Origin of the sequence: Paenibacillus macerans (assembly GCF_900454495.1) — a bacterium.
GTDB lineage: Bacteria > Bacillota > Bacilli > Paenibacillales > Paenibacillaceae > Fontibacillus > Fontibacillus macerans.
Map to the genome: position 1 here is coordinate 1,824,683 of NZ_UGSI01000002.1, position 25,444 is coordinate 1,850,126.

The window sequence follows — 25,444 nt, forward strand, 5'->3', positions numbered from 1 at the left end:
TTTTGTGCCGCGGGAAAAGCGAAAGAACAACTATAAGTGTTTTTTACGCATTAGTGCTTTTAAGTGTTTTACTACTTTAGGTGCTTTAACTACTTTAAGTGCTTTTTTTGCATCGGTGTTATGGGGCATAAGTGTTTTTGCTGCGGGTGTGCTAGAATAGAGTAGACAATGCCTACGATCAAGGAAGTGAGCATGATGGATTTGTTCTCCTACCAACAGGAGCAAAACCCGGCGGGGCGGCTTTTGGCCGATCGGATGCGGCCCGTCACGCTGGATGAATATATCGGACAGGAGCATATCGTCGGTCCGGGGAAGCTGCTGCGGCGGGCGATCGAAGCGGACCAGATATCCTCGATTTTGCTGTATGGCCCTCCCGGCTGCGGGAAAACGACGTTGGCCCACATTATCTCCAACCACACGAAAGCCGAGTTCGTCCGGCTGAACGCGGTTGACGCTTCGGTCAAGGATGTTCGGGAAGTGATCGAAAAGGCGCAAAACGACAAGTCGTTTTACGGAACGAAAACGATTCTGTTCCTGGACGAGGTGCATCGCTTTAATAGCTCGCGCCAGGATGCGCTGCTGCCGGCGGTGGAGAAGGGAACGATCATTTTTATCGGCGCGACCACGGAAAACCCGTTTCATTACGTCAACGGCGCTTTGATGAGCCGCTCCACTTTGTTTCAGCTCGAGCCGCTGACGAAGGAGCACTCGCTTATCGCAATGCGCCGGGCGTTGGCCGATAAGGAAAAAGGGATCGGCTTCATGCAGTTGAACGCCGACGAGGAGGCGCTCCAGCACATCGCTTCCATGGCCAACGGCGACATCCGCCGCGCCCTGAACGCGCTGGAGCTGGCCGCGATGACCACGCCGCCGCAGCCGGACGGCACGGTGCATCTGACGCTCGAAGTCGCCGAGGAGTCGATCCGCCGCCCGCTGGTCAAGGCGGACGAATCGACGCAATATGATGTACTGTCGGCGTTCCACAAGTGCATTCGCGGCTCCAGCGACGCCGCGGTGTTCTGGTTCCTGTACGCGGTGGAAAAGCTGGGGATGGACCCGATGACCTTCATCCGGCGTTTGATCGCCGCCAGCAGCGAGGACATCGGGCTGGCCAATCCGCAGGCGATGGTGCAGGCGGTCAGCGCTTTGGAAGCCTACCGCAACAACGGCTGGCCCGAGGCCAAGCTTAATGTCGTCCAGGCGATTTTGTTCGCGGTGGAAAGTCCGAAATCGAACGGGGTGGTTGAGGCGATCGGAAACGCCATGGCGGCGATCGAGGAGGTCGTTTCGGCCGAGGTGCCGCTGCATTTGCGGGACACCCATTACAAAGGCGCCGTGAAGCTGGGGCACGAAGGGTATAAATACCCCCACAATTATCCGGGGCATTATGTGGAGCAGGAATATTTGCCGCCGAGGTTGTCCGGCCGCACGTTTTACCACGCTACGGAGCAGGGCAACGAGGCGAAAATCAAACACAACCAGGAGCTGCGGCGCAGGGTGAAAAGATAAGGGCGGGTCTTTCGTAGGCCTGCTCAGCCAAAAAAATCGGCCCTCAAAAGCCAACTGAATGGAACGGCCAACCGTCGGCCGGGCCTGCAAATTAGCTGCACTTTATGTATTTTTTATCCGAAGCCTGGCATGTTCATCCCCATTAGCGACGTTTTGTGCCCCTATTTTCCTATGAATGGCCCAAAGCACGGGCATTTCCTTGCGATGGGGCAAAATAGCGGCATAAATTGCTTCTACTTCTCTCCAACGGACGGATATCGCTGAAATAACGACGTTTTGTGTCCTTATTTTCTCACTGGAGTTTCTCGGGCGGCCTGATTTTAGCTGGTTTTCTCGGCACACCATAAAAGAGCCCCGCCGGCTTACCGGCGGGCTCCTGTTTTGATGTTCAGCGGCGTCACGCTCTTATGGGGCATCGGTCTAAATATCATCGCTCTGGAAGGCTGGCCCTGTTGTCCCTATATTTCGAGCAGAGGACCCCGAGAAAGGGCGAGCTTATCGGCTCGTATTACCCCAGCGCCCCTTCCGCCTCACGCGCCTCCAGCTTCACCGGCGATTCGATCGTGCCGCCGCCGAGGCATTCCTCGCCTTGGTAAAACACGACAGCCTGCCCCGGCGTGATCGCTTTTTGCGGCTCGTCAAACTCGACATACACCGTGCCGTCCGCCCGCTTCGTCAAGGTTACCCCTTGATCCGCCTGGCGGTAACGGAATTTCGCCGTGCAGCGGAACGGTCCGTCCGGCAGCTTGTCAGCTCCGGCGATCCAATTGACGCCCGAAGCGGTCAGCGCCGTCGAATACAGGCTCGGATGCTTATCGCCCTGAACGACATATAAAATGTTGCGTTCCAGGTCTTTATCCGCGACAAACCACGGTTCGCCGGTGCCCGAGCCGCCGATGCCCAGGCCTTGCCGTTGGCCCAGCGTATAATACATCAGCCCGTCATGGCGGCCCTTGACCTCACCGGTCGCAATGTCGACCATATCGCCGGACTGGGCCGGCAAATAATTGCTCAGGAACTCCTTGAAATTGCGTTCCCCGATAAAGCAAACGCCGGTGCTGTCTTTTTTCTTCGCCGTGTACAGGCCGGCTTCTTCCGCGATGCGGCGGACCTCCGGCTTCGGAAGATGGCCGATCGGGAACATCGCCTTGGACAATTGCTCCTGATTCAAGGCATTCAGGAAGTACGTTTGGTCCTTGTTGCCGTCAACGCCGCGCAGCAGCTTGTACACCCCGTCTTTTTCGACAACGCGGGCATAATGGCCGGTAGCGACGTAATCCGCGCCGAGATCAAGCGCTTTGTTCAAAAATTCGCCGAATTTGATCTCGCGGTTGCACATCACGTCGGGATTTGGCGTACGGCCGCGCTTATATTCATCGAGAAAGTAGGCAAAAACTTTATCGTAATACTGTTTCTCGAAATTGACGGTATAGTAGGGGATATCGATTTGCTCGCACACGCGGCGGACATCCTCGGCATCCGCTTCAGCGGTGCAGTAGCCGAATTCGTCGGTATCGTCCCAGTTTTTCATAAATATGCCGATAACGTCGTAGCCTTGCTGTTTCAGCAGGAGCGCCGTCACCGAAGAATCGACGCCGCCGGACATGCCGACGACAACGCGGGTTTCGTTTGGTTGCTTCATTTCTATCACTCCTTTGGGCGCATGTGGCCCTGCCGTTATTTTACCATATGCGTGCAACCCTATACGATGGGTATTCCCTATATTAAAGTAAGGAAAACAAATTGCAACCCCAAAAAGGTTGATTTATTTTTCAAAACACATATGATATGTTACGATAAGCAGAGGTTAAAGATAGGAATAGGGAGGTATTCTTTAAATAACTGGACTTCAGCCGCGGTTTTGGGCCGTAGACGCCGTCAATCGCCATTTAATTGATCGGAGTTCAATTATATAAAGTTTCCCTGAAAATTGAAAGAGGTGGCTTCTTTGAAGATTTCTACAAAAGGACGCTATGGATTGACGATTATGATGGAGTTGGCCGCAAAATTCGGCGAGGGCCCGACTTCCCTGAAAAGCATCGCCGAAAAAAACCAGCTGTCCGAGCATTATCTGGAGCAGCTCATTGCACCGCTTCGCAACGCCGGATTGGTTAAAAGCGTACGCGGCGCCTACGGCGGGTACATCCTGTCGCGCGACGCGAGCGAAATTACGGCGGGGGATATTATCCGCGTTCTGGAAGGACCGATTTCTCCGGTTGATTTTACCGAGGAAGACGATCCGGCCAAACGCGATTTATGGCTGCGCATCCGCGACAGCATTGCGGAGGTGCTCGATTCGACAACGCTGGAAAACTTAGTCAACTTTGAAGAGCATGGCGCGAAAGAGAATTATATGTTCTACATTTAAGATTTTGTCCGCGGTCAGCCGTTGACGGCTTATGCGAAGTCATCTCATATTGCTGATGGCGGCTTTGAGTGGCCTTAGATAAAGTAAGTAATTACAAAAGTCAGCCCAAAAAGAGCCTGCGGATTTGTATTTGCAGGCTCTTTTTGGGGCTTATCCTAGAACTTACGATCGGGGAAAATAACGACATGAATTGCATCAGCGTTGCACTAATTCCGACAAGATACACCTCTAGCCAACAACTAACCTAACGGTTGCCACAACCGCTATTCGGTCAAAAAAGTTGATCTCAAATTGTAACGGTTGCCATAGCGCTTATTTCACTGACACCCGGCTTATTTTGCTTAGATTCAGGCAAATAACGCTTCTCACAACCGTTAAAATTTTGAAAAGGGCTTTTTTCGTAAAAATAGCCGCTGCTACAACCGTTAGATTTCCTGCAAACCCAATTTTATTTAGACAACCTAAGCCTTTGCGGGAAACCTGATTCTAAACCTACCCTTTGTCCATGGCTTTGCAGATCAGTGTGGCAAACAGGCTGTTAGACCACGCGAACCATTCCCGGGAGAAATCGGCCGGGTTTTCCTAGTGAAATCCTTCGTGCATATACCCGGTGGTCCGCGTCCGCAGCGACCAGCGTGTCGATCAGCGCCTTGACTTCCTCGTCGACCAATGGCCGCCAGCGCCTGCATCGCCAGCGCCATGTGCCACACGTATCCGCCCGGCGTATACGGATTGCCGATGCTCTTGGCGAATTTGCCTTCGAAATGAAACGGGTTGTCGAAGCTCAAGGCAAAACGCCGGGTATTTTAGAAATGGTTTACTGCTTTGGCCACGAATAACCTCCCCCTTATGGCACATCTATGATCATTATAACGTTATAAGTACTATGCTATAATTTGCGGTTAAAGGAAGAAAAGATAGAAAATTGTCGCATTTCAGGCATGAGTAGTTTTTTTTCGGAAAATCATATAGAATAAGACTGCTTAAAGTGTGTGTTCAAAAAGGCCGGTTTTCAGCACCGAGAAGGTTGGATGAAGCTAGGGACGTTAGGAGCGCCGTGAGCAACTGAAATGTTTCCGTAGGAAACATGCTTCGGAAGCATATGCTTAGGCCCGGCTGAATTCAAGATTCAATGTCGAGTTTGCTTCTTGATTCACTTCGTGATCAAAAGCGGACTTTTTGAACTACCTCTTAAAAAAAGTCGGGAACATGTCCCGGCATCCCTTCGTTTAAGGTGGCTAAGGAAAATGACTCACATATATCTCGACCATGCCGCATCCACCCCGGTCCGTCCGCTGGTTGCGGAAACGATGCTGAACGTGATGCGGGAGCAGTTCGGCAACGCCTCAAGCGTGCATTTTTACGGCCGCGCCGCCAAACGGCTTGTGAACGGGGCGCGGGACGCGATCTCCTCGCGCATCGGCTGCCGTCCGGACGAGCTGGTGTTTACGAGCGGCGGCACGGAAAGCGACAACCTGGCGCTGTTTGGCACGGCCGCTGCCCGTAAAGACAAGGGGCGCCACATCATTACGACGTCCATCGAGCATCACGCCGTTCTGCATGCCTGCGAGCGTTTGGAAAAAGACGGCTTCGAGGTGACGTATCTCCCGGTCGACCGGTACGGCCAGGCGCATCCGGAGCAGGTGCGGGAGGCGATTCGCCCGGATACGATCCTGATCAGCGTGATGTACGGCAATAACGAGGTCGGTACGATTCAGCCGGTCGCGGAGATCGGACAAATCGCCAGAGAGCGGGATATCCTGTTTCACGTCGACGCCGTGCAAGCGCTCGGTTCGCTGCCGATTGCCTGCAGCGGGCTGCCGGTCGATCTGATGAGCTTCTCCTCCCATAAAATCAATGGTCCGCAAGGAGTTGGGGCATTGTACGTACGGAAGGACTTGGCGATCGAGCCGATTCTGCACGGCGGCCTCCAGGAAAGAAAACGCCGCGCCGGAACCGAAAACATGGCGGGGATCGCCGGCTTCGCCAAGGCGGTGGAACTGGTTGTGTCTGAGCGGGAGGAGCGGGCCGCCCACGAGGCGGAGCTGCGCCGGGAATTGCTGAACGCGCTAGAGGCGCGCATTACGCGCGAACGCTTCCACGTCAACGGCCATCCTACCGAGCATTTGCCGCATATCGCCAATATCAGTTTTCCCGAGTGTGATTCGGAGACGATGCTGATGAACCTGGATATGGAAGGGATTGCCGCTTCAAGCGGATCGGCCTGCACCTCGGGGTCGCTGGAACCGTCGCATGTGCTTGAGGCGATGCACGTATCTGAGGCTTTTTTACGTTCGGCGATTCGTTTTAGCTTCGGATGGGGTAATACTAAAGAAGAAGTTGTGCAAACCGCAGAAAAAATTGCAACCATTTTGGAACGTCTCCGTAAAAGAAGTTATGGGCACTCGTAACGGGGGTCCTCTAGCTTTTGCGGAGGGAGGCAGAAATTAAGCTAAGCAACCAAGGGAAATGCCAGCAGGGAGTGTCGGCGGTTCATGAGAATGCAGGAAATGATCGGCCTGGCTGTCTTTGACGTGGAACAAGGCAAGCGGGTCGGGAAAGTTCTTGATGTCTTGCTGGGGAGCGATTGGTCGATCACGGGCATTCAGCTGGAGAACAGATCTCTTTTTCATTCCAGCATCAAGGCGGTGCTCTGGGACGATATCGTCGCTTACGGCGAGGATGCTGTGATGATACGCAATCAACAGGCTGTCTGCAAATGGGAAGCCGAGCATATACAAAATACGTTTTTGTCCGGACCCGGCAAATTGAAGGATCTGTCCGTACTTACGGAGGACGGGATTCGGATCGGATACGTCACGGATGTTTATTTTGAACACGAATTGGGAAACACAATTACTGGAATTGAAATAAGCGACGGGTTTTTCACCGATCTGATGGAAGGGCGGAAAGTGCTCCCCTTTGTCCCGGAAATGACCCGAGGGGAAAATGCGATCATGGTGCCCCGCAGCAGCGAGCAACTGCTTGAAAAACCATGAATTTTTACGAACGGTAGGTGGTCGGTCAATGATGAAATGTCCAAATTGCAATTCCAAGGATATCGGCAAAATCGGTTCCCATCAGTTTTACTGCTGGGGATGCTTTATCGAACTGACGGTGAACGGCGACAAAATGTCGGTTTATCAAGTGGAGGAAGACGGGACGCTAAGCTCCCTGGACGACTTGTTTTTCGGCGAGGAGATCGTGCAGGAATTCCCGCAGATCCAAGCTTCTTCTTAAAAAATATATATTCGCTTCCGCCTGCGGAAATGCTAAGAGCTGTCCATCTATTTATCGTAAATAGAGCGGGCGGCTTTTTTTTTCTGCTCTTAAAAAATTGTCAACAACGATCATGACGAAACCGCATTTTGATTTGATTGAGAAAGAAAGCGCTTTGAATTAGGATGAGATTAGGAACACGGTAAATCCTAAAGTTTGTGGTGGTCCGCACAATTTTTGAAGGAGGTTTCTCTTTATGGCTATAGCACAAACCAAAGCACAACCAGAGGGAAGCGGCGGAATCCGGGTGCAGGTGCAGCGGTTCGGACGTGCGCTTAGCGGCATGGTCATGCCGAACATCGGCGCTTTTATCGCCTGGGGCTTGATTACCGCCTTGTTTATTCCGACCGGTTGGTTTCCAAACGAATATTTGGGTAAATTGGTCGACCCGATGATCAAATATTTGCTGCCGCTGCTGATCGGCTACACCGGCGGGCAGATGGTTCACGGCAAACGCGGGGCCGTCACCGGCGCGATCGTGACTATGGGGGTTATCGTCGGCAGCGACATTCCGATGTTCCTCGGCGCCATGATCGTAGGTCCTTTGTCGGCTTGGTTGATCAAACAATTCGACAAAGCGATTGAAGGCAAAATCGGTTCCGGTTTCGAAATGCTGGTCAACAACTTTTCGATCGGCATTTTTGGCGGCGCGATGGCGTTGGGAGCTTACTCCGGCGTAGGTCCGTTCGTGCAAGCGATCAGCAAGGTGTTGTCTTCCGGCGTGAACTTCCTGGTGGATGCCAAATTGCTGCCGCTGGTCAATATCATTATCGAACCCGGCAAGGTGTTATTCCTGAACAATGCCATCAACCACGGCGTTATTACGCCGCTCGCGGCTGAAGAAGTCGCGCGGGTGGGTAAATCCATGTTGTTTATGCTGGAATCGAACCCCGGCCCCGGCCTTGGTATCCTACTGGCCTACTGGCTGGTCGGACGCGGTTCGGCGAAGCAATCCGCTCCGGGTGCGGTCGTCATCCACTTCTTCGGCGGGATTCATGAGATTTACTTCCCGTACATCCTGATGAAGCCGGTGCTGATTCTTGCCGCGATCGCCGGCGGCGTAGCCGGTACGTTTACGTTCCAGTTGACCGGTGCCGCTCTTTCCGGGGCGCCTTCTCCAGGCAGTATTCTCACTTACATTATGATGACGCCGAAAGGCGGATTCCTGCCGATGTTCAGCGGTGTCATCGTAGCTGCGGTTGTTTCCTTCCTGGTTGCGGCTTTGCTGCTGAAAACGGGTAAGAAAAACGATGAAGAACTGGATTTGGAAGAAGCGTCGGCAAAAATGAAAGAGATGAAATCCGCCGGCGTGAATACGCAAGCAGCGGCTGAAGCGGTAACGAGCGTGCGCAAGGATGCGGTTAACAAAATCGTGTTCGCCTGCGACGCGGGCATGGGCTCGAGCGCCATGGGCGCCTCGGTGCTGCGCAAAAAAATGCAGGATGCCGGCGTGAAGGTGACGGTCGTCAATTCGGCGGTCAGCGAAATTCCGGATGACGCGGATATCGTCATTACGCAAAAAACGCTCACGGAGCGCGCCAAGGCGAACAAGCCGGACGCGGAGCATATCTCCATCGACAATTTCCTGAAAAGTCCGAAATACGACGAGCTGGTTGAACGGCTGAAAGGCTAAGCTCGCGGGGACGATACTGGCAAAACACTGGCGGTTCGCTTCGCCGGTGTTTTGCGTCTGTTTTTTCGAAGGGGGAGTTCTAGTGAGGAAAATGACCGCCCGGCAAAAGCAGATCTTTCTGCTCCTGCTCGGGCGGAAAACGGGTATGACCGCCGCCGAGATCGCCGCCGATATCGGGGTCAGCGTCAGGACGGTACACCGGGAATTGGACGAAATCGAGAAAAGCCTCGCCTATTTTGGCCTCATGCTGTACCGTAAATCCGGCACGGGCATTTCCGTTTGGAGCGATGCCCCGGGCAATGACGAACAGGAGCGCCTGGAGGAAGCGCGCCGGCTGCTGCTCGAGGGCAGCCCCGGCGATTATTCCGGCGAAGAGCGGAAAATTATGCTGATCTGCCGTCTGCTGGATGAACTTGAGCCATGCAAGCTGTTTACGCTGGCTCACGATCTGAAAGTTACGGCGGCTACCGTAAGCAGCGACCTTGATGAGGTTGGTCCGTGGATTCGCCGGTTTGGACTTGAGCTGGTTCGCCGGAGAGGATACGGTGTGGAAATCGTCGGGGAGGAGATCGGCAAAAGGGCCGCCATTTGCCAACTGGCATCCGATCATTTGGACTACTCCGATCTGATCGGCGGTTCAACCGAACGCCGCTGGTCGGCGGCCATCGACCATTTGCTGGAAGCGGCGGGCTCGCAGCACTTGATGACGGTGGAAAATACGCTGTGGCAAATGAACTGGGATTGGACCGAGCATTTATCCGAAAAAGCCTATACCCAGCTGCTGATCAACCTGTCCGTAACCGTCAACCGCATTAGGGTGGGCCGCCGCGTTTCCGGAGCCGTTTTGGCCGCGTCATCTCCGGGAGGCAGCGATGACCGGCCCGGAGAAGGCGAGACGGAACGTTTTGCCAAACTTTTGGGCGAAAAGCTGGATTTGCGGTTTCCGCAGGATGAGGTTCAATATATGGGGCGCCTGTTCCATCAGGCCAGGGATGCTTCGCCGGAGCTGGTGCAGGCGGACATGGAGCTGGTGGACATCGTGTCCCGGCTGACGGACAACGTCGTGAAGCGGACCGGCATCCCGTTTCAGGAGGACCGGCTGCTCGGCAGCGGCCTGCTTGAGCATGTGGGTCCGGCGTTCAAACGGATCCGCGAAGGGGCGAGAATCCGCAACCCGCTGCTGGGCGCGATCCGCAAGGACTACGAGGATCTGTTCTACATCGTCCGGGAAGCGATGAACGAAAGCGGCGTGAACCTGGAGGTTCCCGACGAGGAAATCGGCTTCCTGGTCATGCACTTCGGCGCGTCGATAGAGCGGTTGAATCAGCTGGGCCGGAATGTGCGGGCCATTCTTGTCTGCTCCAGCGGACTCAGCTCCTCGAAGCTGCTGGCTACGCGGCTGGCCAAGGAAATGCCGCAGATCGAAGTGATGGGGAATGTGTCCTGGTACGAAGCGAAACGCTTGCCGGAGGAAGATTACGATTTGATCATCTCCACGATCGATCTGCCGCTTCCGTCCGATCGGTACGTTAGGTTAAGTCCTTTGCTGACGGACGAGGACAGCGACCGGCTGCTCCACTATTTGCAAAATACGACACTCAAATTGAGGAAAAACGCTCCGCACAAAGATTCGGCCAAAACGAGGGCGTACGACCGGCTGCGGACCTTAAACTCCATGATGGATGAAATCGTCCTTCTGCTGGACCAGTTCGTGGTGGGAGCGCTGGATAACGCGGGTTGCTCCCTGCGCGAGACGGTTTTGGCGGCGCTCAAAGAGATAAACGCTGCCTTTCCGGAGAGCGCCGCCGTCTCTCCCGGAACCGGAGGGTACCGGGAGACGCGCGAAAGCGTCAGCGCAATGTCCGATATTGAGGCCGTCGCCGACCGCTTGCTGGAACGCGAAAAGATGGCCAGCCAAGTCATTCCCGGCACTTCGCTTGCGCTATTCCATACCCGCACCCGGTTTGTGAACTATCGTTCGCTGGCTTTGTTCCGGATGGCGGAGCCCGTGGTGCTGGACGGGGATACCCGGATAAGCGCCATTCTGTTTATGCTGGCCCCACGGGAGCTGCCGAAGGAAACCCTGGAGGTGCTTAGCGAAATCAGCGCCCTGCTGCTCAAGCCGGAGCTGATCGAACTGCTCGAAACCGGGGAGCGCGCGGATATCCGCGACTTTTTGGCGGCGGAATTGCTGCAGTATGTTGAGAACTATTGATGGAAATTGGTAGGATATTAGTGGAAAAGGAGAGAAAATAAATGAAAATGCTGTCTAAAGAAAAAATTATCCTGAACGGAAAAGCCAAAGACAAATACGAAGCCGTCCGCATGGCCGGTAAACTGTTGGTCGACGCCGGCCACGTCGCGCCGGAGTACGTCGACAAAATGCTGGAGCGCGAAGAGATCGTTTCTACGTACATGGGCGGCGGCCTGGCTATCCCGCACGGGACCAAGGAAGCGAAAAATCTGATCTTCTCCACGGGGCTGTCGGTCGTGCGTTTTCCGGAAGGCGTCGATTTCGGCGGCGATGAGCCGGCGTTTATCGTGATCGGCATCGCGGCGGCCGGCGGCGACCATATGGAGGTGCTGACCAACGTGGCCATGATCTTCACCGAGGAATCGAACTTGGAACGCATCATGAACGCCGCGACCGAAGAAGAAATTGCCGATATCCTCGAAGGGGGGATGTAATGATGAAGGCGGTCCATTTTGGCGCGGGCAACATCGGAAGAGGATTCATCGGGCTGCTGCTGTCCCGTTCGGGCTACGAGGTTTGCTTCGTTGACGTAAACGACCGCGTCGTTTCCGAATTGAAACGGCGCGGGGAGTATCCCGTCATCCTTGCCAGCGAACATCGCGAAACGCTGACGGTTACGGGCGTCACCGCGCTGAACAGCGTAAGCGAACCGGAGGAAGCCGCGCGGGCGGTTGCGGAAGCGGATCTGGTGACGACGGCGGTCGGCGTATCGATACTGAAGCATATTGCCGGCACGATTGCCGCGGGCCTTAAGCTGCGCAAGCAGGGCAACGCGGAGGCGAAGCTGCACGTCATCGCCTGCGAAAACGCCATCGGCGGCAGTTCCCAGTTGAAGGCGCACGTCTATGCGCAGCTCGATGAGGAGACGCGCCGCTGGGCGGATCAAACGGTCGCCTTTCCGGACGCGGCGGTGGACCGGATCGTTCCGCTGCAGCAGCACGAAGACCCGCTTCAGGTCGTTGTCGAGCCTTTTTACGAATGGGCGGTGGATCAATCGCAAATGTTCGCCGGCTTCCATAAAGTCGCGGGCGTACATTACGTGGACCGGTTGGAGCCGTACATCGAACGCAAGCTGTTTACCGTAAACACGGGGCACTGCTCGGCGGCCTACATCGGCCAATTGCAAGGTTACGCAACCATTCAGGAAGCGATGAAGGATGAAAAGGTAGCCGGGCATGTCCGTTCGGTGCTTGCCGAGTCGGGAGCGGTGCTTATAGCCAAGCACGGGTTTGCGGAGGCGGAGCACCAGGCCTACATCGACACGACGCTGCAGCGCTTCGCCAATCCGGCGCTGACGGATGAAGTGTCGCGCGTCGGCCGCTCGCCGATCCGCAAGCTGTCCCCCGGCGACAGGCTCGTCTCCCCGGCGGCGCAAGCTTATAAGCGCGGGCTCGGGTACGATTACCTGGCGCGGACGATGGCGGCGGCGCTGTTCTTCACCGCGCCGGATGACGCGGAAGTAGAGGAGCTTCAGGCTTATCTGCGGGGGGCCGGGCCGGAGAGCACCCTTGCGAAGTACACGGGGCTTGGGGTGGACCACCCGATTGTTCAAGCCGCGCTGCGCCATTACGAGGAGTTGAACAAGGACCGCTAACTAAGCTAGGCCCGTTGATGGGCCGTTAATGGCCCATTAATGGCCCGTTAATTGATAGGCTGCGCATGTATCGGTAATTGGCTATAAGTTCTTCTAGGCCGGGTAGGGGGTTCCCTGTCCGGCCTAGAAGAACTGGCGCCTTACTGGATCAAATGCAAAAATGCATTACAACGCACTATAAACTTCCACTTTTGAGCGAATGAAATGCAAAATTACATCTGATTTGGGATTTTTTTGATGAAAAATACGCTTTCAACCGGGAATGAACTGCATTTTTGCATTTGGTGAGCCATATTCGGAGCATTGGTGAGAAGGAACTGCACTTTTGCATTTCGCTGGAATTGGAATGGTTGGCATAGCGGGCATTGTTGGCATAAACGGACACTGTTGGCATAGCAAGAATAGATGGCATAGATGGTATAGATGGTATAGATGGATAGATGTAATAGCCTTGGATTAGCCATGGCCCAAAACGCTTGCGATTATTTTTCCCTCCTCCGGCAAATAATGAACTATAGCCAATCCATTGCCAAAGGAGGAATCGCGCATGGAACCGATCTTCAAAAGCAAGGCATTCCGCTATGGGGTTTGGCTGCTGCTCGGGCTGTTGATTTTGTACTTCATTTGGCTGCTTCGCCCGATGTTTGCGCTGGTTTACGGCTTTCTCAAAGCGGTGCTCGCCCCGTTCGTGATCGCCATCATCATCTCCTACGTCCTGAATCCGGTCGTCCGCATGCTCGGCGGGCGCAAAGTGCCGCGAACGATCGCGGTGCTGCTCATTTATGCGGTGTTTCTGACCGCGCTTGCGGTTATTTTGATGAACGTTATCCCGATGTTCGTGGAGCAGTTGGAAGAGCTGGGAGAGCATTTGCCGGAGTTGACCATCCATACGCAGCAGATGATGAACCGCTGGGATAACGGCCTGTTGCCGGGCAGCGTGCGCATGGGGATGAACAACTGGTTTTTTCAGTTCGAGAACCGGCTGGCGAGCGCGATTTCGCGTTTTTTGGACAATATCGGGGCAACGATCGGAGTCGTTTTTAACGCGTTTATCATTCCTTTTCTCATTTTCTACATGCTGAAGGACATCGAGTTGATTGAACGGCTTGTGCTTCGATATCTTCCGCGCTCCGGCCGCAAATCGATCATCACGCTGCTGAGGGAAATCGACCAGGCGCTCGGCAACTACATTCGGGGGCAGCTGCTTGTCTGCGTTATTATCGGCGTACTGGCTTATATCGGGTACATGATGATCGGGATGCCGTTCGCCCTGCTGCTCGCCGGAGTTGTGGCGGTCTGCAACATCATTCCTTACCTGGGGCCTTTTCTCGGCGCCGCCCCGGCGCTTGTCATGGCTACCACGATATCGTGGAAAATGGTGCTGTTCGTGCTGCTCGTCAACATGCTTTGCCAGACGATCGAAAGCAACGTCATCTCGCCGCAGGTGGTCGGCCGCAGCTTGCACTTGCATCCGATGCTGATCATTTTCGCCTTGCTGGTCGGCGGGGAGATCGCCGGGGTTCCGGGGTTGATTTTGGCCGTACCGCTGTTCGCCGTAATGAAGGTGATCATTCAGCATTTTTTCACTTATTACGTGCGGCGCAAGGCCATGTGAAGGGGTTGCTGCGGCGGCCCGGGAGTTGACCGTTACACTTTGAAATCAACGTTTTTCGAACAAATAACGCTTGTGGCAACCGTTAGATATAGGTGAGGCTAGAAAATGTATCTTGTCAGATTTAATGCAACGCTAGTGCTCTAAATGCTCTAAGTGCTGCCAAACGCCGCTAAGTGCCGGGTAAACGACGCTAAATGTGCCCGGTTGAGGCGTACCGGTGCCATCCAGTGTAAAGGTGCATTGACAGCGCGTTTTTCGCCTTATATACTAAAAATATTATTTTCAAAGTAGTTAAATCGTTGATGAAATGGAGTACGTTCGAATCGTGGATTTATCAGAGAAGGGTTCCTTCGCTTTAGGCCGGGCGCAATGCCCTCCTTGAATGCGTCGGCTGAGAGAACCCGAAATCTCGCGCGGGCGGAAAGCTGATTTCGGAGTGTGAGTCCAAATTCACCGGCGAGGTCCCCGTTACCGGACCAATGAGGCGATCGCTATACGGTGTCGTGCCGGTCTTCGGAATCGGACGGCGGCGGAGGCGATAACCAGGGTGGTACCGCGATGCAATCGTCCCTGTATTTCAGGGGCGTTTTTTTGTTGTTCCGCGAGGCGTTTTTACAAGGCTCAGCTAAATAGCGGAAAAAAGGGGTCTTATTTTCGCGGATTCCCCGGTCAAGCCGTAAATAGAGGACTTTTTTGGTGCTATTTTCGAGCGGGAGCTGCAAATGGGCATGTTTCCTTAAGGTGCTGACGGAATAACGCCTAAAATTACCGCTATCTTCCGCAAAACTGGCCGAGTCCCCGAAATAACGCCCAAAAACGCCGCTATTTTTGCCGGTGCATCCGGATAGGGTGCCGAATTTTATTTGTATATGAACTCTAGGAGGTCAAAAACTATGAAAGCAAGTGAAATCCGTTCCAAGTGGCTGGAGTTTTTCGCCGGCAAAGGCCACAAAATCGAACCGAGCGCTTCGCTCGTTCCGCATAACGATCCGTCGCTGCTATGGATCAACGCCGGGATGGCCCCGCTCAAGCCATATTTTGACGGCCGGGTGAAGCCGGAAAATCCGCGCCTGGCCAACTCGCAAAAGTGCATCCGCACGAACGATATCGAAAACGTCGGCAAAACGCGGCGGCACCATACGTTTTTTGAGATGCTGGGCAATTTCTCCATCGGCGACTATTTCAAGGAAGAGGCGATCACCTGGGCCTGGGAATTCCTGACCGGTCCCCAGTGGATCGGGTTCGATCCGGAGCGTCTGTCGGTGACCGTCTACCCCGAGGATGAAGAAGCGTACAAGCTGTGGAACGAAAAAATCGGCATTCCGGCGGAGCGGATCGTGAAGCTGGAGGACAACTTCTGGGATATCGGCGAAGGCCCTTGCGGACCGTGTACCGAAATTTTCTACGACCGCGGGGACGCCTACGGCGATCTGTCCGGTCCGGAAATGTATCCGGGCGGCGAGAACGAACGTTTCCTTGAAGTGTGGAACCTTGTATTCTCGCAATTCAACCATAACAAAGACGGCAGCTACACGCCGCTGCCCAACAAAAACATCGATACCGGAGCCGGTCTGGAGCGTTTTGCGTCGATCCTCCAAAATGTGGACTCCAACTTCGACACCGATCTGTTCCAGCCGATTATCGCCAAGACGGCGGCGATGGCCGGGATAGAGTATAAGGCTGCCGAAGACAGCGACGTCGCGATGAAAGTGATCGCCGACCATATCCGTACGGTCGCCTTCGCCGTGGCCGACGGCGTGCTGCCGTCCAACGAAGGGCGCGGTTACGTCATCCGCCGCTTGCTGCGCCGGGCCGTGCGCTACGGCAAGCTGATCGGACTGGACAAACCGTTTATGTTTGGCCTGGTGGAAACCGTAGGGGAAATTATGGGCAGCTACTACCCGGACGTCGTGACCAAACGGGAGTTTATTGAGAAAGTCATCCATAACGAAGAGGAGCGCTTCCACGAAACGCTCAGCGACGGCCTGGCGATTTTGGCCGAGATCAGTGCCGAAGCGAAAGCGGCCGGCCGCACGCTGATCAGCGGGACGGATGCGTTTAAGCTGTACGATACCTATGGCTTCCCGCTCGACCTGACCGAAGATTTCGCGGCCGAACAAGGCCTAAGCGTCGATCGCGAAGGCTTTGAAGCCGCGATGGAGGAGCAGCGCGAGCGGGCCCGGAAGGCCCGCCACGAAAGCGGCAGCATGAAAGTGCAGGGCGGCGTGTTGGCGGATTTTACGACTAAAACGGAGTTCGTTGGATATAATGAGCTTGAAGTAAACACCACTATCGTGGCTATTATCGCGGACGAAACGTTCGTCGATACGCTCGCCTCCGGCAAGACGGGGCAGATCATTTTGGAAGCCACGCCTTTTTATGCCGAAAGCGGCGGTCAGGTGAGCGATCAGGGGATCATCCGCGGCGAGTCGGGCAGCGCCAAAGTGGAGGGCTTGTTCAAAGCGCCGCACGGCCAGCATGTGCATCAGGTGACGGTGGAATCCGGGGAGCTGCGCGTCGGCATGAGCGTAACCGCAGCGGTCGACGAGGAGCAGCGGGCCCAAACGGTCAAAAACCATACGGCCACCCACCTGCTGCACAAAGCTTTGAAGGAAACGCTGGGCGAGCATGTCAATCAAGCCGGCTCGTTGGTTGAGCCGCAGCGCCTGCGCTTCGACTTCTCGCATCTCGGCAGCATTTCGCCGGAGGAGCTTGCTGAAATCGAACGGCGCGTCAACGAGCAGATCTGGAAGGCGCTGCCGGTCAGCACGCTGCTCAAACCGATCGATGAAGCGAAAGCGATGGGCGCCATGGCGCTGTTCGGCGAGAAATACGGCGATATCGTCCGCGTTGTGAAGGTCGGCGACTACAGCCTGGAGCTGTGCGGCGGCTGCCACGTGAACAACTCGGCCGAAATCGGCCTGTTCAAGATCGTCAGCGAAAGCGGCATCGGTTCCGGCGTGCGCCGGATTGAGGCGGTGACCGGACGCGGCGCTTACTTGTTCCTGGACGGGCAGCTGGACCTGCTGAACCAGGCGGCCGGCCTGCTTAAAGCAAACGTAAGCGATGTGCCGAAACGGATCGAGGGGCTGTACCAGCAACTGAAGGAATTGAGCCGGGAGAACGAATCGCTGCAGAGCAAACTCAGCGCGATCGAAGCCGGCGAGCTGACTGGCAAGGTCGTCAGCGTAGGCGAAACCCGCCTGCTCGCCGCCAAGGTGCAAGCCGGCAGCATGGAGGCGCTGCGCGGTCTGGCCGACGAACTGAAGGCCAAGCTTCCCGACGCTGTTCTCGTGCTGGGCGCGCCGATGGATGACAAGGTGAATTTTGTCGTGGCCGTGCCAAAGGAAGCGGTGGGACGCGGACTTCACGCCGGCAAGCTCGTCAAGGAAATCGCCGCGGTTTGCGGCGGCGGGGGAGGCGGCCGGCCGGATATGGCCCAAGCCGGCGGCAAGGACGCCGGCAAGCTGGACGAAGCCTTGAAGCTAGCGGAACAACTGATCGCTTCACAAGGCTGAATCCGCCGATAAAAATTTGACGGGGGCTGCCGAAAATTTCCTTATGGAACCCATGATATGGTATAGTATGATTAGGCTAAGTAGAAGCCGGCTGCGATCATATAGGGATGTCTGAAGAAGCGAGGTGTCATCATGGACTCCATGGATAAAACCGTCAAGTTTAACGTCAAGGGCGATGAGCAAGAGGCGTCGGCAAAGGAAATACTTTTAACGGTATACGAAGCCCTGCAGGAGAAGGAATACAACCCGGTCAACCAGATCGTCGGTTACTTGCTGTCGGGGGACCCTGCGTATATACCGCGGCATAACAACGCGCGAAGCTTGGTGCGCAAGAAAGAGCGCGATGAATTGATTGAAGAGTTGGTCCGGTACTACATGGCCGGCCACCGTTAAAGAGGCAAAATGCCGACTTTTGATCACGAAGCAGGACAAGAAGCGGATTCGGCGTCGAATTTTGAATTCAGCCGGGTGGGGGCATATGCTTTCGAAGTATGTTTCCTGCGGAAACATTTCAGTTGCTCACGCAGGCTCGCAAGCTTATGCTTGCGAAGCCGTTTTCTCCGAAAACGTTCAGCTCCGCTCCTTCGTCCTTAGCTTCATCCGACCTAAAGCGTTTTGAAAAAACGCATATCGGAAGCATACACTTCGGTGCTGAAAAGTCGGCTTTTTTGAACTCGCACTTAAAGGAGCAACGCATGAGAATTATGGGTCTGGATTACGGGGACCGCCGGATCGGGGTGGCCGTCAGCGATGCGTTCGGCTGGACCGCCCAAGGCGTGGAAGTGATCGAACGCCGCAAAGAAGGCGGAGAATTCGGCCGGATCGCGGAGCTGGTGAAGCAGCATGAAGTGGAAGAGATCGTAGTTGGGCTTCCCAAGAACATGAACGGCTCGATCGGTCCCCGCGGAGAAATATGCAAGGCTTTTGCCGACGACCTGCAAAGCAGGCTGAATCTGCCCGTTCATCTTTGGGATGAGCGGCTAACGACCGTCTCGGCGCAGCGGACGCTGCTCGAGGCGGACGTCAGCAGAAAGAAGCGCAAAGGGGTCGTGGACAAAATGGCCGCCAGCTTGATTTTACAAAATTATTTGGACTCTAAGAGTAAAATGTGAGGAGGACCCGCTCATGTCTAAAGATCGTATCGGCAATGAAGAAGAACCGGAGATTATTTATATTCCCGATGAAGAGGGGAATGAAGAAGAATTCGAAGTGATTATGAAATTCGAAGTTGACGGTTCCGACAATAAGTATATGATGGTCGTTCCTCTGGATTCCGATCAGAACGAGGATGAAGAGAGCGAAGAGGTATACGCATTCCGTTACGAGGAAGACGGCGATGATCTGAAGCTGTTCACGATTGAAAGCGATGAAGAATGGGAAATCGTGGAGGAGACGTTCAACACGCTGATCGACGAGTTCGACGGAGAAGATGATCATGACTGAGTTCACGGCGGATCAAGTCGTTTGGTCTTCGCGCGTGCGCGACGCCTATGGCCCGGTTGTGGAGCTGGAGGATGAATCCGGCAAAGCGTCCTACTACAAGGTCGAGCGTGAGTTTGACGTAGCGGGGGCGTCCTACGCCGTTCTGCTGCCGGAAAATGCCGGCCGGGACGATGAACCGGAGATTTTTAAAATCGCGGAAGCGGCGGACGGATCTTTGGAGCTCATTACCATCGACGACGACGATGAGTGGGAGAACGTATCCGAGCTTTATGACGAATTGACGTTCCCGGAATAAACGTATTACCAGGTTCTAAGCACGAAGCGGATAAGAACGGTCTGGGAAGGGCGGGGTAACAACCGCTCTTTTTGGCTGTAAAGGGGTTGAGCGATTGAAAAAGGCGCTAAAATGGCTGAGCATATTGATCGTGCTCGTGATAGCCGCGGCAGGTGCCGCGGGCGCTTATGTATATACGGGCATGCAGCCTGTCAAGGCGTCGGAACAGGCCGTTAAAATAACGATCGAGCCCGGAACGGGCACCGGCGAAATTGCGGATTTGCTGGAGAAACAGGGACTTATTAAAAATTCATTATTATTCCGGTCTTACTTGAAATGGAAGTCCGAAGGCAGCCGTTTTCAAGCCGGCGTTTATGAATTCAATCCGGGAGCGATGTATGACGAAATCATCGCCAGGCTGAACAGCGGCGATGTCGTCAAAGCGGAGATGGTCCGGTTTACGATCCCCGAAGGGTTTACGGTTAAGCAGATGGCCGATAAGCTGAGCGAGGAGGGCGTCCTCGACAAGGACGCGTTCTTAAAGCTGGCCGGAGACGCTTCCGGGCTGGACAGCGAGCTGCTGAAGGAAATTCCGCAAAACGACAAATTAACCTATCGGTTGGAGGGGTATCTGTTCCCGGAAACCTATGAGCTCAAAAAAGGCAGCACCGAGCGGGATATCGCCTTGCGTATGCTCCAGGAGACGGAGAAAAGGCTGGACGGCATCCCGGACTTCCGGCAAAAACTGAAGGAACGGGGCCTTACCCTGAACGAACTGATGACGGTGGCCTCGCTGGTGGAGCGGGAAGTCGTGGTTGACAAGGAGCGAAGTATGGTGGCCGGCGTCATCTATAACCGGCTGGCCAAGCACATGAAGCTGGAGATCGACGCGACGGTGCAGTACGTGCTGGACAAGCCGAAGGAGCGGCTGCTGAATTCCGATTTGCGAAGCGTGGACAGCCCTTATAATACTTATCTTTACGAAGGTCTGCCGCCCGGCCCGATCGCGGCCCCGAGCCTTAAATCAATCGAGGCGGCGCTGGCGCCGGCGGCTTCGGAATATCTTTTTTATGTGACGAAAAAAGACGGAAGCGGCGAGCATCTGTTTGCCAAAACGTACGCGGAGCATTTGAAAAACATCGAGACTAGCAAGGCTATGGCCGAGAAATAAGGTGGTAAACTGTATGACGAAAAAACCGGAACTGCTCGTTCCCGCGGGATCGCTGAAAGAGCTGGAGCGTTATTTGGCGGCCGGGGCGGATGCGGCTCTCATTGGCGAAGCTAAATACGGCATGCGGCTTCCCGGCGATTTCTCGCCGGACGAAATTGCCGCGGCCGTTCGCTTTGGACATGAGCGGGGAGCCAAAATCTACGTATGCGTGAATAACCTGATGTCGAACGAACTGCTGGAGGATTTGCCCGATTATGTGAAGCGCCTCGCCGATTGCGGCGTCGACGCGGTGGAATTCGGCGATCCGGCGGTGCTGCAGACGGTGCGCGAAGTTGCGCCGGAGCTGGGGCTCCATTGGAACGCGGAAATGACTTCAACGAATTACGCGACCGCCAATTATTGGGGGTCCAAAGGCGCATCCCGTGTCGTTTTGGCGCGCGAGCTGAATATGGACGAGATTACGGGCATGTCCCCTTCGCTGCAGATTGAAGCGGAGGTGCAGGTGCACGGGATGACGAACATATACCATTCCAAACGCCGGCTGGTGCAGAGCTACATGAATCATCAGGGGCGCCCGGTGGAACCCGGCGGCGACCTGGGCCCGCGGCGCGGGTTGTTCCTGATCGAAGCCGAACGGCCGGAAGAGAAGTTCCCGATCTATGAAGACCGGAACGGTACGCATATCATGAGTTCGGACGATATTTGCATTCTGGAGGACCTGCATGTGCTGATGGCGGCGGGCATCGACAGCTTTAAGATCGAAACGCTGCTGAAGCCGGCGGCCTATAACGAGACGGTCATCTCCGCGTACCGTCTGGCGATCGAGGCTTATTTCCGCGATCCGGACGGCTATGAGTTTGACGAATCCTGGATCGAGGCAATCCGCCGCGTACAGGACCCCGAGCGCGAGCTGTCCTTCGGCTTTTTCTATAAAGAGCAAGTGTATTGAATAAAACGGAGAGGTGAACGAAGATGCGGACAGCGGAGAAACACATCCCGAAATATGCGGGAAATCGTTACCGGCTGGCGAAACCCGAGCTGCTCGCTCCGGCGGGCAATCTCGAAAAGCTGAAATTCGCCGTTCATTACGGAGCGGATGCCGTGTATATCGGTGGACAAAAATACGGCCTTCGTTCCAATGCGGATAATTTCAGTTTTGAAGAAATGCGCGAGGGCGTGGAGTTCGCGCGGAAATACGGGGCCAAAGTGTTCGTGGCCACCAATATTTATGCCCATAACGAGGATCTGGAGGGCATTGAAGATTATTTGCGGAATTTGTACGAGATCGGCATCGCCGCGATCATCGTGGCCGATCCGGTCATTATCGAAACGGCGCGGCGGGTCGTTCCCGGTCTCGAGGTGCACCTCAGCACCCAGCAATCGACGGTTAACTGGCAGGCGGTTAAGTTCTGGAAGGAGCAAGGCCTGCCGCGGGTCGTGCTTGGCCGGGAGACGAGTTTGCACGAAATCGAGGAAATCAAGAAGCATGTCGACATCGAGCTGGAGGCTTTTATTCACGGGGCGATGTGTTCCTCTTACTCGGGCCGCTGCGTGCTGTCAAACCATTTTACCGACCGCGACTCCAACCGTGGGGGCTGCTGCCAGTCGTGCCGCTGGAAATACGATTTGTTTGAGGACGGCCGTCCGGAGGCCGCTTGGGTCTCCGAGGAAGAAGCCCGGGAGAACCAGGTGTTGCAGCAGTTCCGTCTGGGTGTGACCCAATTGCCTTTGTTCGAGGAAAACGACAACGCGTTTACAATGGGATCGAAAGATCTGTGCATGATCGAGCATATTCCGGATTTGATCGATGCCGGGGTGGACAGCTTTAAAATCGAAGGACGGATGAAATCGATCCATTACGTGGCCACGGTCGTGAACGTTTACCGCCAGGCGATCGACGCCTATATGGCCGATCCGGACAACTATGAGCTGAAGCCGGAGTGGGTGGAGGAAATCAATAAGGCGGCGAATCGCCCGCTGAATACGGGGTTCTTCTACGACACGCCGGACCATGAAGATCATATTTACGAGCCGGAGGAAAAGGCTGCGCCTTACGACTTTGCCGGATTGGTGATGGAATATGACGAAAATACCGGCATGGCGGTCATTCAGCAGCGCAACCATTTTAAACCGGGGCAGGAAGTCGAATTTTTCGGACCGGGCGGGACGTTTTTCAAACAGACGGTCGGGGCGATTTATGACGAGGACGGCAATGAATTGGATGCGGCAAGACATCCGCTGCAGCGGATCAAAATGAAAGTGGAGCACCCGGTATCCTATTTCGACATGATGCGGAAGAAGAAATAATTTAAAAATGCAATATGCTTTGAGGCCTGTTCTTATCTAGGACAAAAGGCCTCTTTTTTGCGTTTTGGGACTTTTTTGTTAAGAAAATTTAAAATCCATTCCATTTCCAGCCGATATTAAAGAGGAGAACGTCAGTTATTGTCGAACTATTTACTGACGGAAGTCATACATACCAGTAGTATTAAGGCATGACCTAAAGCCTATTTGGCAGAGGGTGCAACTATTATGAGTGGTGGGTGATCAACATGAGTCTGGTTCCAAAGAACGAGGACCAACAGGCGGACAGCAAGAAAAAAGCGAAAAGCAAGAAAGGGGAGCGGACGGAATCCAAAAAAGGAAACACCGGCAAACCGGGTTTTGACTGGAAAGCGGCGGCGGTTTCGTTGAAGGACAAGCTGCCCAAACAGATTAATCCATCCAAATCGGTTGGCATACGTTTGTTTTTGATTTTCTTCGTGGCGATTATGGTGTTTGTACTAACGATCGGCATTTTGTCTTCCCAGATGGCTAAGGCGACGATCCAGGACAACGCCGAACAAGCGAATTTGCAGACGATTGTGCAGACCTCCCAAAAGCTCGATATCGTTTTGCAAAAATACGAAGAGAATCTGCAGCAAATGTTCCTGGATGACGAAATGCAGAGTGCGATTATGGACGCGTCGTTGTCGGAGGTTTCCGAATATGACCGGTTCACGGCAACGAATAAAATGAGAACTCGTTTGAATACGCTGACATTTTCCACTACGGGCGTTGCCGCCGTTTATATGCTCTCCCCGGACAAGGTCATTGACGATGTCACTTCCGGAAGCGCCGATACGGCTTTCCTGGGCACGGTGCGGGAGCAGCCGTGGTTTGAGGACGTGACCAAATCGTCCAAAACGATGTGGATCAATGTGCCGGAACAAAAAGCGGGCTCCTCCGTGTTCCGTCTCGTAAGATCCGTGCAAAGCGTTAACAGCATGAAGCGGTTCATTCTGATCGCGGACATCAATCTGGAAGTGCTGAACGGTTACCTGCAGGAAGTGAATTTGGGCAAAAACTCCAAGCTGCAAATGGTGAACGACCAAAATATCGTCGTCGGTTCGTCGGCGGCCGGAGATGAAGGCAAAGAATCGGAATTTAAGCTTGGCGAGGCCGCCGCAAACGAGCCTTACGGCAGCTTCCGGACGACCGATGCGAACGGAAACGCCGTTTTGGCTGTGTTCAATACGCAGCAGTCTTCCGGCTGGAAATTGCTCGGCACCGTTGACGCGGGAGAATTGACCCAGAGCGCCAACGCCATTTTGCTGGTTACGATTTTCTCGCTGATTGGCGTCGCCATTATCGCGATTTTGATCGGCATCTGGATGGTGCGGATGATCGCGCATCCGCTGGGCAAATTGAAAAACCTGATGGAGGAAGGTTCCAAAGGGAATTTGAACGTCCGGTTGGAGCTTAAGGTTAAAGATGAAATCGGGCAGTTGGCCGACAGCTTTAACGTGATGATGGAAAATATCACCTCGCTGGTGAAGCAAACCAACAGTTCGGCGCAGGAGGTTCTCGATACCGCTACCGAACTGACGCACGCCTCCAACAAAACGGCGCTTTCTGCCAAGGAGATCGCCATCGCGACGGAGGAGATCGCCAACGGGGCAACCAGCCTGGCGAACGAAGCCGAGCGCGGCAACGAACTGACGGAGAACATTTCCCGGCAAATGGAACGCGTGATTCAAACCAACAAAGAGATGGAAGCATCGGCGCGGCAAGTCGAGAAGTCCAGTCAATTAGGTACCGAATATTTGAACGGCCTTCTGGAAAAAACGAATATCACGGGAGAAATGGTCAATGCCTTGACGGACAAAGTCAATTCTTTGAAAGCAAGCACCAATTCCGTAATGAAAGTGCTTGACGTGATGCAAAACATTACGCAGCAAACGAATATTTTGTCCCTGAATGCGACGATTGAAGCGGCCCGGGCAGGCGCGGCAGGCAAAGGGTTCATGGTTGTTGCCGACGAAATCCGCCAGCTGGCCGAGCAATCGCGCCAATCGATTACGATGGTCGGGGAGATTACCGATACGATTCAAAAGGAAATGAACGAAACGGTCAAAGCGCTCTCGGAAGCGAGCCCCTTGTTCCAGGAGCAAGCCAACTCCGTACAGGAAACCAGCCAGATTTTCGTTTCCGTTCAAGAGCAAATGGAAGGCTTCGTGCGGCATCTCGATTCGGTAACGGCTTCGATCGACGAGTTGAACGAAGCGCAGACGGTGCTGTCGGAAGCGATGAGCAATGTCAGCGCCGTCGCGCAGCAGTCGTCGGCCACCTCCGAAGAAGTGGCTTCGCTCAGCAGCGAGCAGCAAACGGTTGGCGATCAATTGGTGCAGTTGTCGAACAAGCTCGAAAACGTATCGGTCGGCCTGAAAGAATCGCTGTCCAAGTTTACGGTTTAGGCATATTGAACCTAAGCACATACACAGCCCTGCAAATCAGCAGTTGATTT

20 protein-coding genes and 1 pseudogene are annotated in these 25,444 nt (G+C 54.5%); 19 read left to right on the top strand and 2 right to left on the bottom strand.

Annotated elements, in window-relative coordinates; all coding sequences use genetic code 11:
- Positions 1 to 195 precede the first annotated feature (195 nt).
- Positions 196 to 1,509 carry a replication-associated recombination protein A gene (locus DYE26_RS31485; protein WP_036620656.1) on the top strand — a complete coding sequence of 438 codons (1,314 nt, stop codon included), beginning with the start codon at positions 196 to 198 and terminating at the stop codon, positions 1,507 to 1,509.
- Positions 1,510 to 2,017: 508 nt separating this feature from the next.
- Here the strand turns inward: DYE26_RS31485 and mnmA are convergent.
- Positions 2,018 to 3,151 (bottom strand): tRNA 2-thiouridine(34) synthase MnmA, encoded by a 1,134-nt coding sequence (gene mnmA, locus DYE26_RS31490; RefSeq protein ID WP_036620658.1) that lies wholly within the window; start codon positions 3,149 to 3,151, stop codon positions 2,018 to 2,020.
- A gap of 306 nt (positions 3,152 to 3,457) precedes the next feature.
- On the opposite strand from mnmA, the gene cymR reads away from it, so the two are divergent.
- Complete coding sequence (cymR, locus tag DYE26_RS31495) at positions 3,458 to 3,877, top strand: cysteine metabolism transcriptional regulator CymR (protein ID WP_036620661.1); 420 nt, start codon at positions 3,458 to 3,460, stop codon at positions 3,875 to 3,877.
- Positions 3,878 to 4,369: 492 nt separating this feature from the next.
- On the opposite strand, the pseudogene DYE26_RS31500 reads toward cymR, so the two are convergent.
- Positions 4,370 to 4,683, bottom strand: a pseudogene (locus DYE26_RS31500) (glycoside hydrolase family 125 protein); the annotation flags it as partial.
- 441 nt (positions 4,684 to 5,124) lie between these two features.
- Between DYE26_RS31500 and DYE26_RS31505 the strand changes: the two are divergent.
- The 17 genes from DYE26_RS31505 to DYE26_RS31590 all read left to right on the top strand — a co-directional run bounded on the left by DYE26_RS31505 (position 5,125) and on the right by DYE26_RS31590 (position 25,394).
- Positions 5,125 to 6,288, top strand: coding sequence for a cysteine desulfurase family protein (locus DYE26_RS31505; RefSeq protein ID WP_036620663.1), 1,164 nt, complete (start codon positions 5,125 to 5,127; stop codon positions 6,286 to 6,288).
- An 84-nt stretch (positions 6,289 to 6,372) separates the two neighbouring features.
- Positions 6,373 to 6,876, top strand: coding sequence for a PRC-barrel domain-containing protein (locus DYE26_RS31510; RefSeq protein WP_036620664.1), 504 nt, complete (start codon positions 6,373 to 6,375; stop codon positions 6,874 to 6,876).
- A 31-nt stretch (positions 6,877 to 6,907) separates the two neighbouring features.
- Positions 6,908 to 7,117, top strand: coding sequence for a hypothetical protein (locus tag DYE26_RS31515; RefSeq protein ID WP_082208025.1), 210 nt, complete (start codon positions 6,908 to 6,910; stop codon positions 7,115 to 7,117).
- Between the two features lie 235 nt (positions 7,118 to 7,352).
- Positions 7,353 to 8,789, top strand: a complete 1,437-nt coding sequence (locus tag DYE26_RS31520; protein ID WP_051985322.1) for a PTS mannitol transporter subunit IIBC — start codon at positions 7,353 to 7,355, stop codon at positions 8,787 to 8,789.
- Positions 8,790 to 8,880: 91 nt separating this feature from the next.
- A complete protein-coding gene (locus DYE26_RS31525; protein WP_036627732.1) occupies positions 8,881 to 11,004 on the top strand; it encodes a BglG family transcription antiterminator in 2,124 nt (707 codons plus the stop codon).
- Between the two features lie 41 nt (positions 11,005 to 11,045).
- Positions 11,046 to 11,477: a PTS mannitol transporter subunit IIA gene (locus tag DYE26_RS31530; RefSeq protein ID WP_036620666.1), complete on the top strand. Its 432-nt coding sequence runs from the start codon at positions 11,046 to 11,048 to the stop codon at positions 11,475 to 11,477.
- A gap of 2 nt (positions 11,478 to 11,479) precedes the next feature.
- Positions 11,480 to 12,637: a mannitol-1-phosphate 5-dehydrogenase gene (locus DYE26_RS31535; protein WP_036620668.1), complete on the top strand. Its 1,158-nt coding sequence runs from the start codon at positions 11,480 to 11,482 to the stop codon at positions 12,635 to 12,637.
- A 547-nt stretch (positions 12,638 to 13,184) separates the two neighbouring features.
- Positions 13,185 to 14,252 (top strand): AI-2E family transporter, encoded by a 1,068-nt coding sequence (locus DYE26_RS31540; protein WP_036620671.1) that lies wholly within the window; start codon positions 13,185 to 13,187, stop codon positions 14,250 to 14,252.
- A gap of 893 nt (positions 14,253 to 15,145) precedes the next feature.
- Positions 15,146 to 17,770 carry an alanine--tRNA ligase gene (alaS, locus tag DYE26_RS31550; RefSeq protein ID WP_036620677.1) on the top strand — a complete coding sequence of 875 codons (2,625 nt, stop codon included), beginning with the start codon at positions 15,146 to 15,148 and terminating at the stop codon, positions 17,768 to 17,770.
- Positions 17,771 to 17,902: 132 nt separating this feature from the next.
- Positions 17,903 to 18,163, top strand: a complete 261-nt coding sequence (locus tag DYE26_RS31555; RefSeq protein ID WP_036620680.1) for an IreB family regulatory phosphoprotein — start codon at positions 17,903 to 17,905, stop codon at positions 18,161 to 18,163.
- A gap of 302 nt (positions 18,164 to 18,465) precedes the next feature.
- Positions 18,466 to 18,882: a Holliday junction resolvase RuvX gene (ruvX, locus tag DYE26_RS31560; RefSeq protein ID WP_036627733.1), complete on the top strand. Its 417-nt coding sequence runs from the start codon at positions 18,466 to 18,468 to the stop codon at positions 18,880 to 18,882.
- A 13-nt stretch (positions 18,883 to 18,895) separates the two neighbouring features.
- On the top strand, positions 18,896 to 19,213 hold the full coding sequence (locus DYE26_RS31565; protein ID WP_036620682.1) for a DUF1292 domain-containing protein: 318 nt from the start codon (positions 18,896 to 18,898) through the stop codon (positions 19,211 to 19,213).
- On the top strand, positions 19,206 to 19,508 hold the full coding sequence (locus DYE26_RS31570; protein WP_082207705.1) for a DUF1292 domain-containing protein: 303 nt from the start codon (positions 19,206 to 19,208) through the stop codon (positions 19,506 to 19,508). The genes DYE26_RS31565 and DYE26_RS31570 overlap by 8 nt, the downstream gene beginning before the upstream one ends.
- Before the next feature lie 94 nt (positions 19,509 to 19,602).
- On the top strand, positions 19,603 to 20,658 hold the full coding sequence (gene mltG / locus DYE26_RS31575) for an endolytic transglycosylase MltG (protein ID WP_036620685.1): 1,056 nt from the start codon (positions 19,603 to 19,605) through the stop codon (positions 20,656 to 20,658).
- Positions 20,659 to 20,671: 13 nt separating this feature from the next.
- Positions 20,672 to 21,607, top strand: coding sequence for a peptidase U32 family protein (locus tag DYE26_RS31580; protein ID WP_036620688.1), 936 nt, complete (start codon positions 20,672 to 20,674; stop codon positions 21,605 to 21,607).
- 23 nt (positions 21,608 to 21,630) lie between these two features.
- The gene (locus DYE26_RS31585; RefSeq protein WP_036620691.1) at positions 21,631 to 22,965 is read left to right on the top strand and encodes a peptidase U32 family protein; all 1,335 of its coding nucleotides are present in this window, start codon (positions 21,631 to 21,633) and stop codon (positions 22,963 to 22,965) included.
- A 245-nt stretch (positions 22,966 to 23,210) separates the two neighbouring features.
- A complete protein-coding gene (locus DYE26_RS31590) occupies positions 23,211 to 25,394 on the top strand; it encodes a methyl-accepting chemotaxis protein (RefSeq protein WP_036620694.1) in 2,184 nt (727 codons plus the stop codon).
- Positions 25,395 to 25,444: the final 50 nt, after the last annotated feature.

Excerpts from the sequence above, each read along its gene's own strand:
- alaS (WP_036620677.1), top strand. The coding sequence starts at position 15,146 with ATGAAAGCAAGTGAAATCCGTTCCAAGTGGCTGGAGTTTTTCGCCGGC.
- DYE26_RS31525 (WP_036627732.1), top strand. The coding sequence starts at position 8,881 with ATGACCGCCCGGCAAAAGCAGATCTTTCTGCTCCTGCTCGGGCGGAAA.
- DYE26_RS31565 (WP_036620682.1), top strand. The coding sequence starts at position 18,896 with ATGTCTAAAGATCGTATCGGCAATGAAGAAGAACCGGAGATTATTTAT.
- DYE26_RS31585 (WP_036620691.1), top strand. The coding sequence starts at position 21,631 with ATGCGGACAGCGGAGAAACACATCCCGAAATATGCGGGAAATCGTTAC.
- ruvX (WP_036627733.1), top strand. The coding sequence starts at position 18,466 with ATGAGAATTATGGGTCTGGATTACGGGGACCGCCGGATCGGGGTGGCC.
- DYE26_RS31590 (WP_036620694.1), top strand. The coding sequence starts at position 23,211 with ATGAGTCTGGTTCCAAAGAACGAGGACCAACAGGCGGACAGCAAGAAA.
- DYE26_RS31485 (WP_036620656.1), top strand. The coding sequence starts at position 196 with ATGGATTTGTTCTCCTACCAACAGGAGCAAAACCCGGCGGGGCGGCTT.
- DYE26_RS31510 (WP_036620664.1), top strand. The coding sequence starts at position 6,373 with ATGAGAATGCAGGAAATGATCGGCCTGGCTGTCTTTGACGTGGAACAA.
- DYE26_RS31505 (WP_036620663.1), top strand. The coding sequence starts at position 5,125 with ATGACTCACATATATCTCGACCATGCCGCATCCACCCCGGTCCGTCCG.
- DYE26_RS31555 (WP_036620680.1), top strand. The coding sequence starts at position 17,903 with ATGGACTCCATGGATAAAACCGTCAAGTTTAACGTCAAGGGCGATGAG.
- DYE26_RS31580 (WP_036620688.1), top strand. The coding sequence starts at position 20,672 with ATGACGAAAAAACCGGAACTGCTCGTTCCCGCGGGATCGCTGAAAGAG.
- DYE26_RS31540 (WP_036620671.1), top strand. The coding sequence starts at position 13,185 with ATGGAACCGATCTTCAAAAGCAAGGCATTCCGCTATGGGGTTTGGCTG.
- DYE26_RS31520 (WP_051985322.1), top strand. The coding sequence starts at position 7,353 with ATGGCTATAGCACAAACCAAAGCACAACCAGAGGGAAGCGGCGGAATC.
- DYE26_RS31570 (WP_082207705.1), top strand. The coding sequence starts at position 19,206 with ATGACTGAGTTCACGGCGGATCAAGTCGTTTGGTCTTCGCGCGTGCGC.
- DYE26_RS31530 (WP_036620666.1), top strand. The coding sequence starts at position 11,046 with ATGAAAATGCTGTCTAAAGAAAAAATTATCCTGAACGGAAAAGCCAAA.
- mnmA (WP_036620658.1), bottom strand. The coding sequence starts at position 3,151 with ATGAAGCAACCAAACGAAACCCGCGTTGTCGTCGGCATGTCCGGCGGC.
- DYE26_RS31515 (WP_082208025.1), top strand. The coding sequence starts at position 6,908 with ATGAAATGTCCAAATTGCAATTCCAAGGATATCGGCAAAATCGGTTCC.
- DYE26_RS31535 (WP_036620668.1), top strand. The coding sequence starts at position 11,480 with ATGAAGGCGGTCCATTTTGGCGCGGGCAACATCGGAAGAGGATTCATC.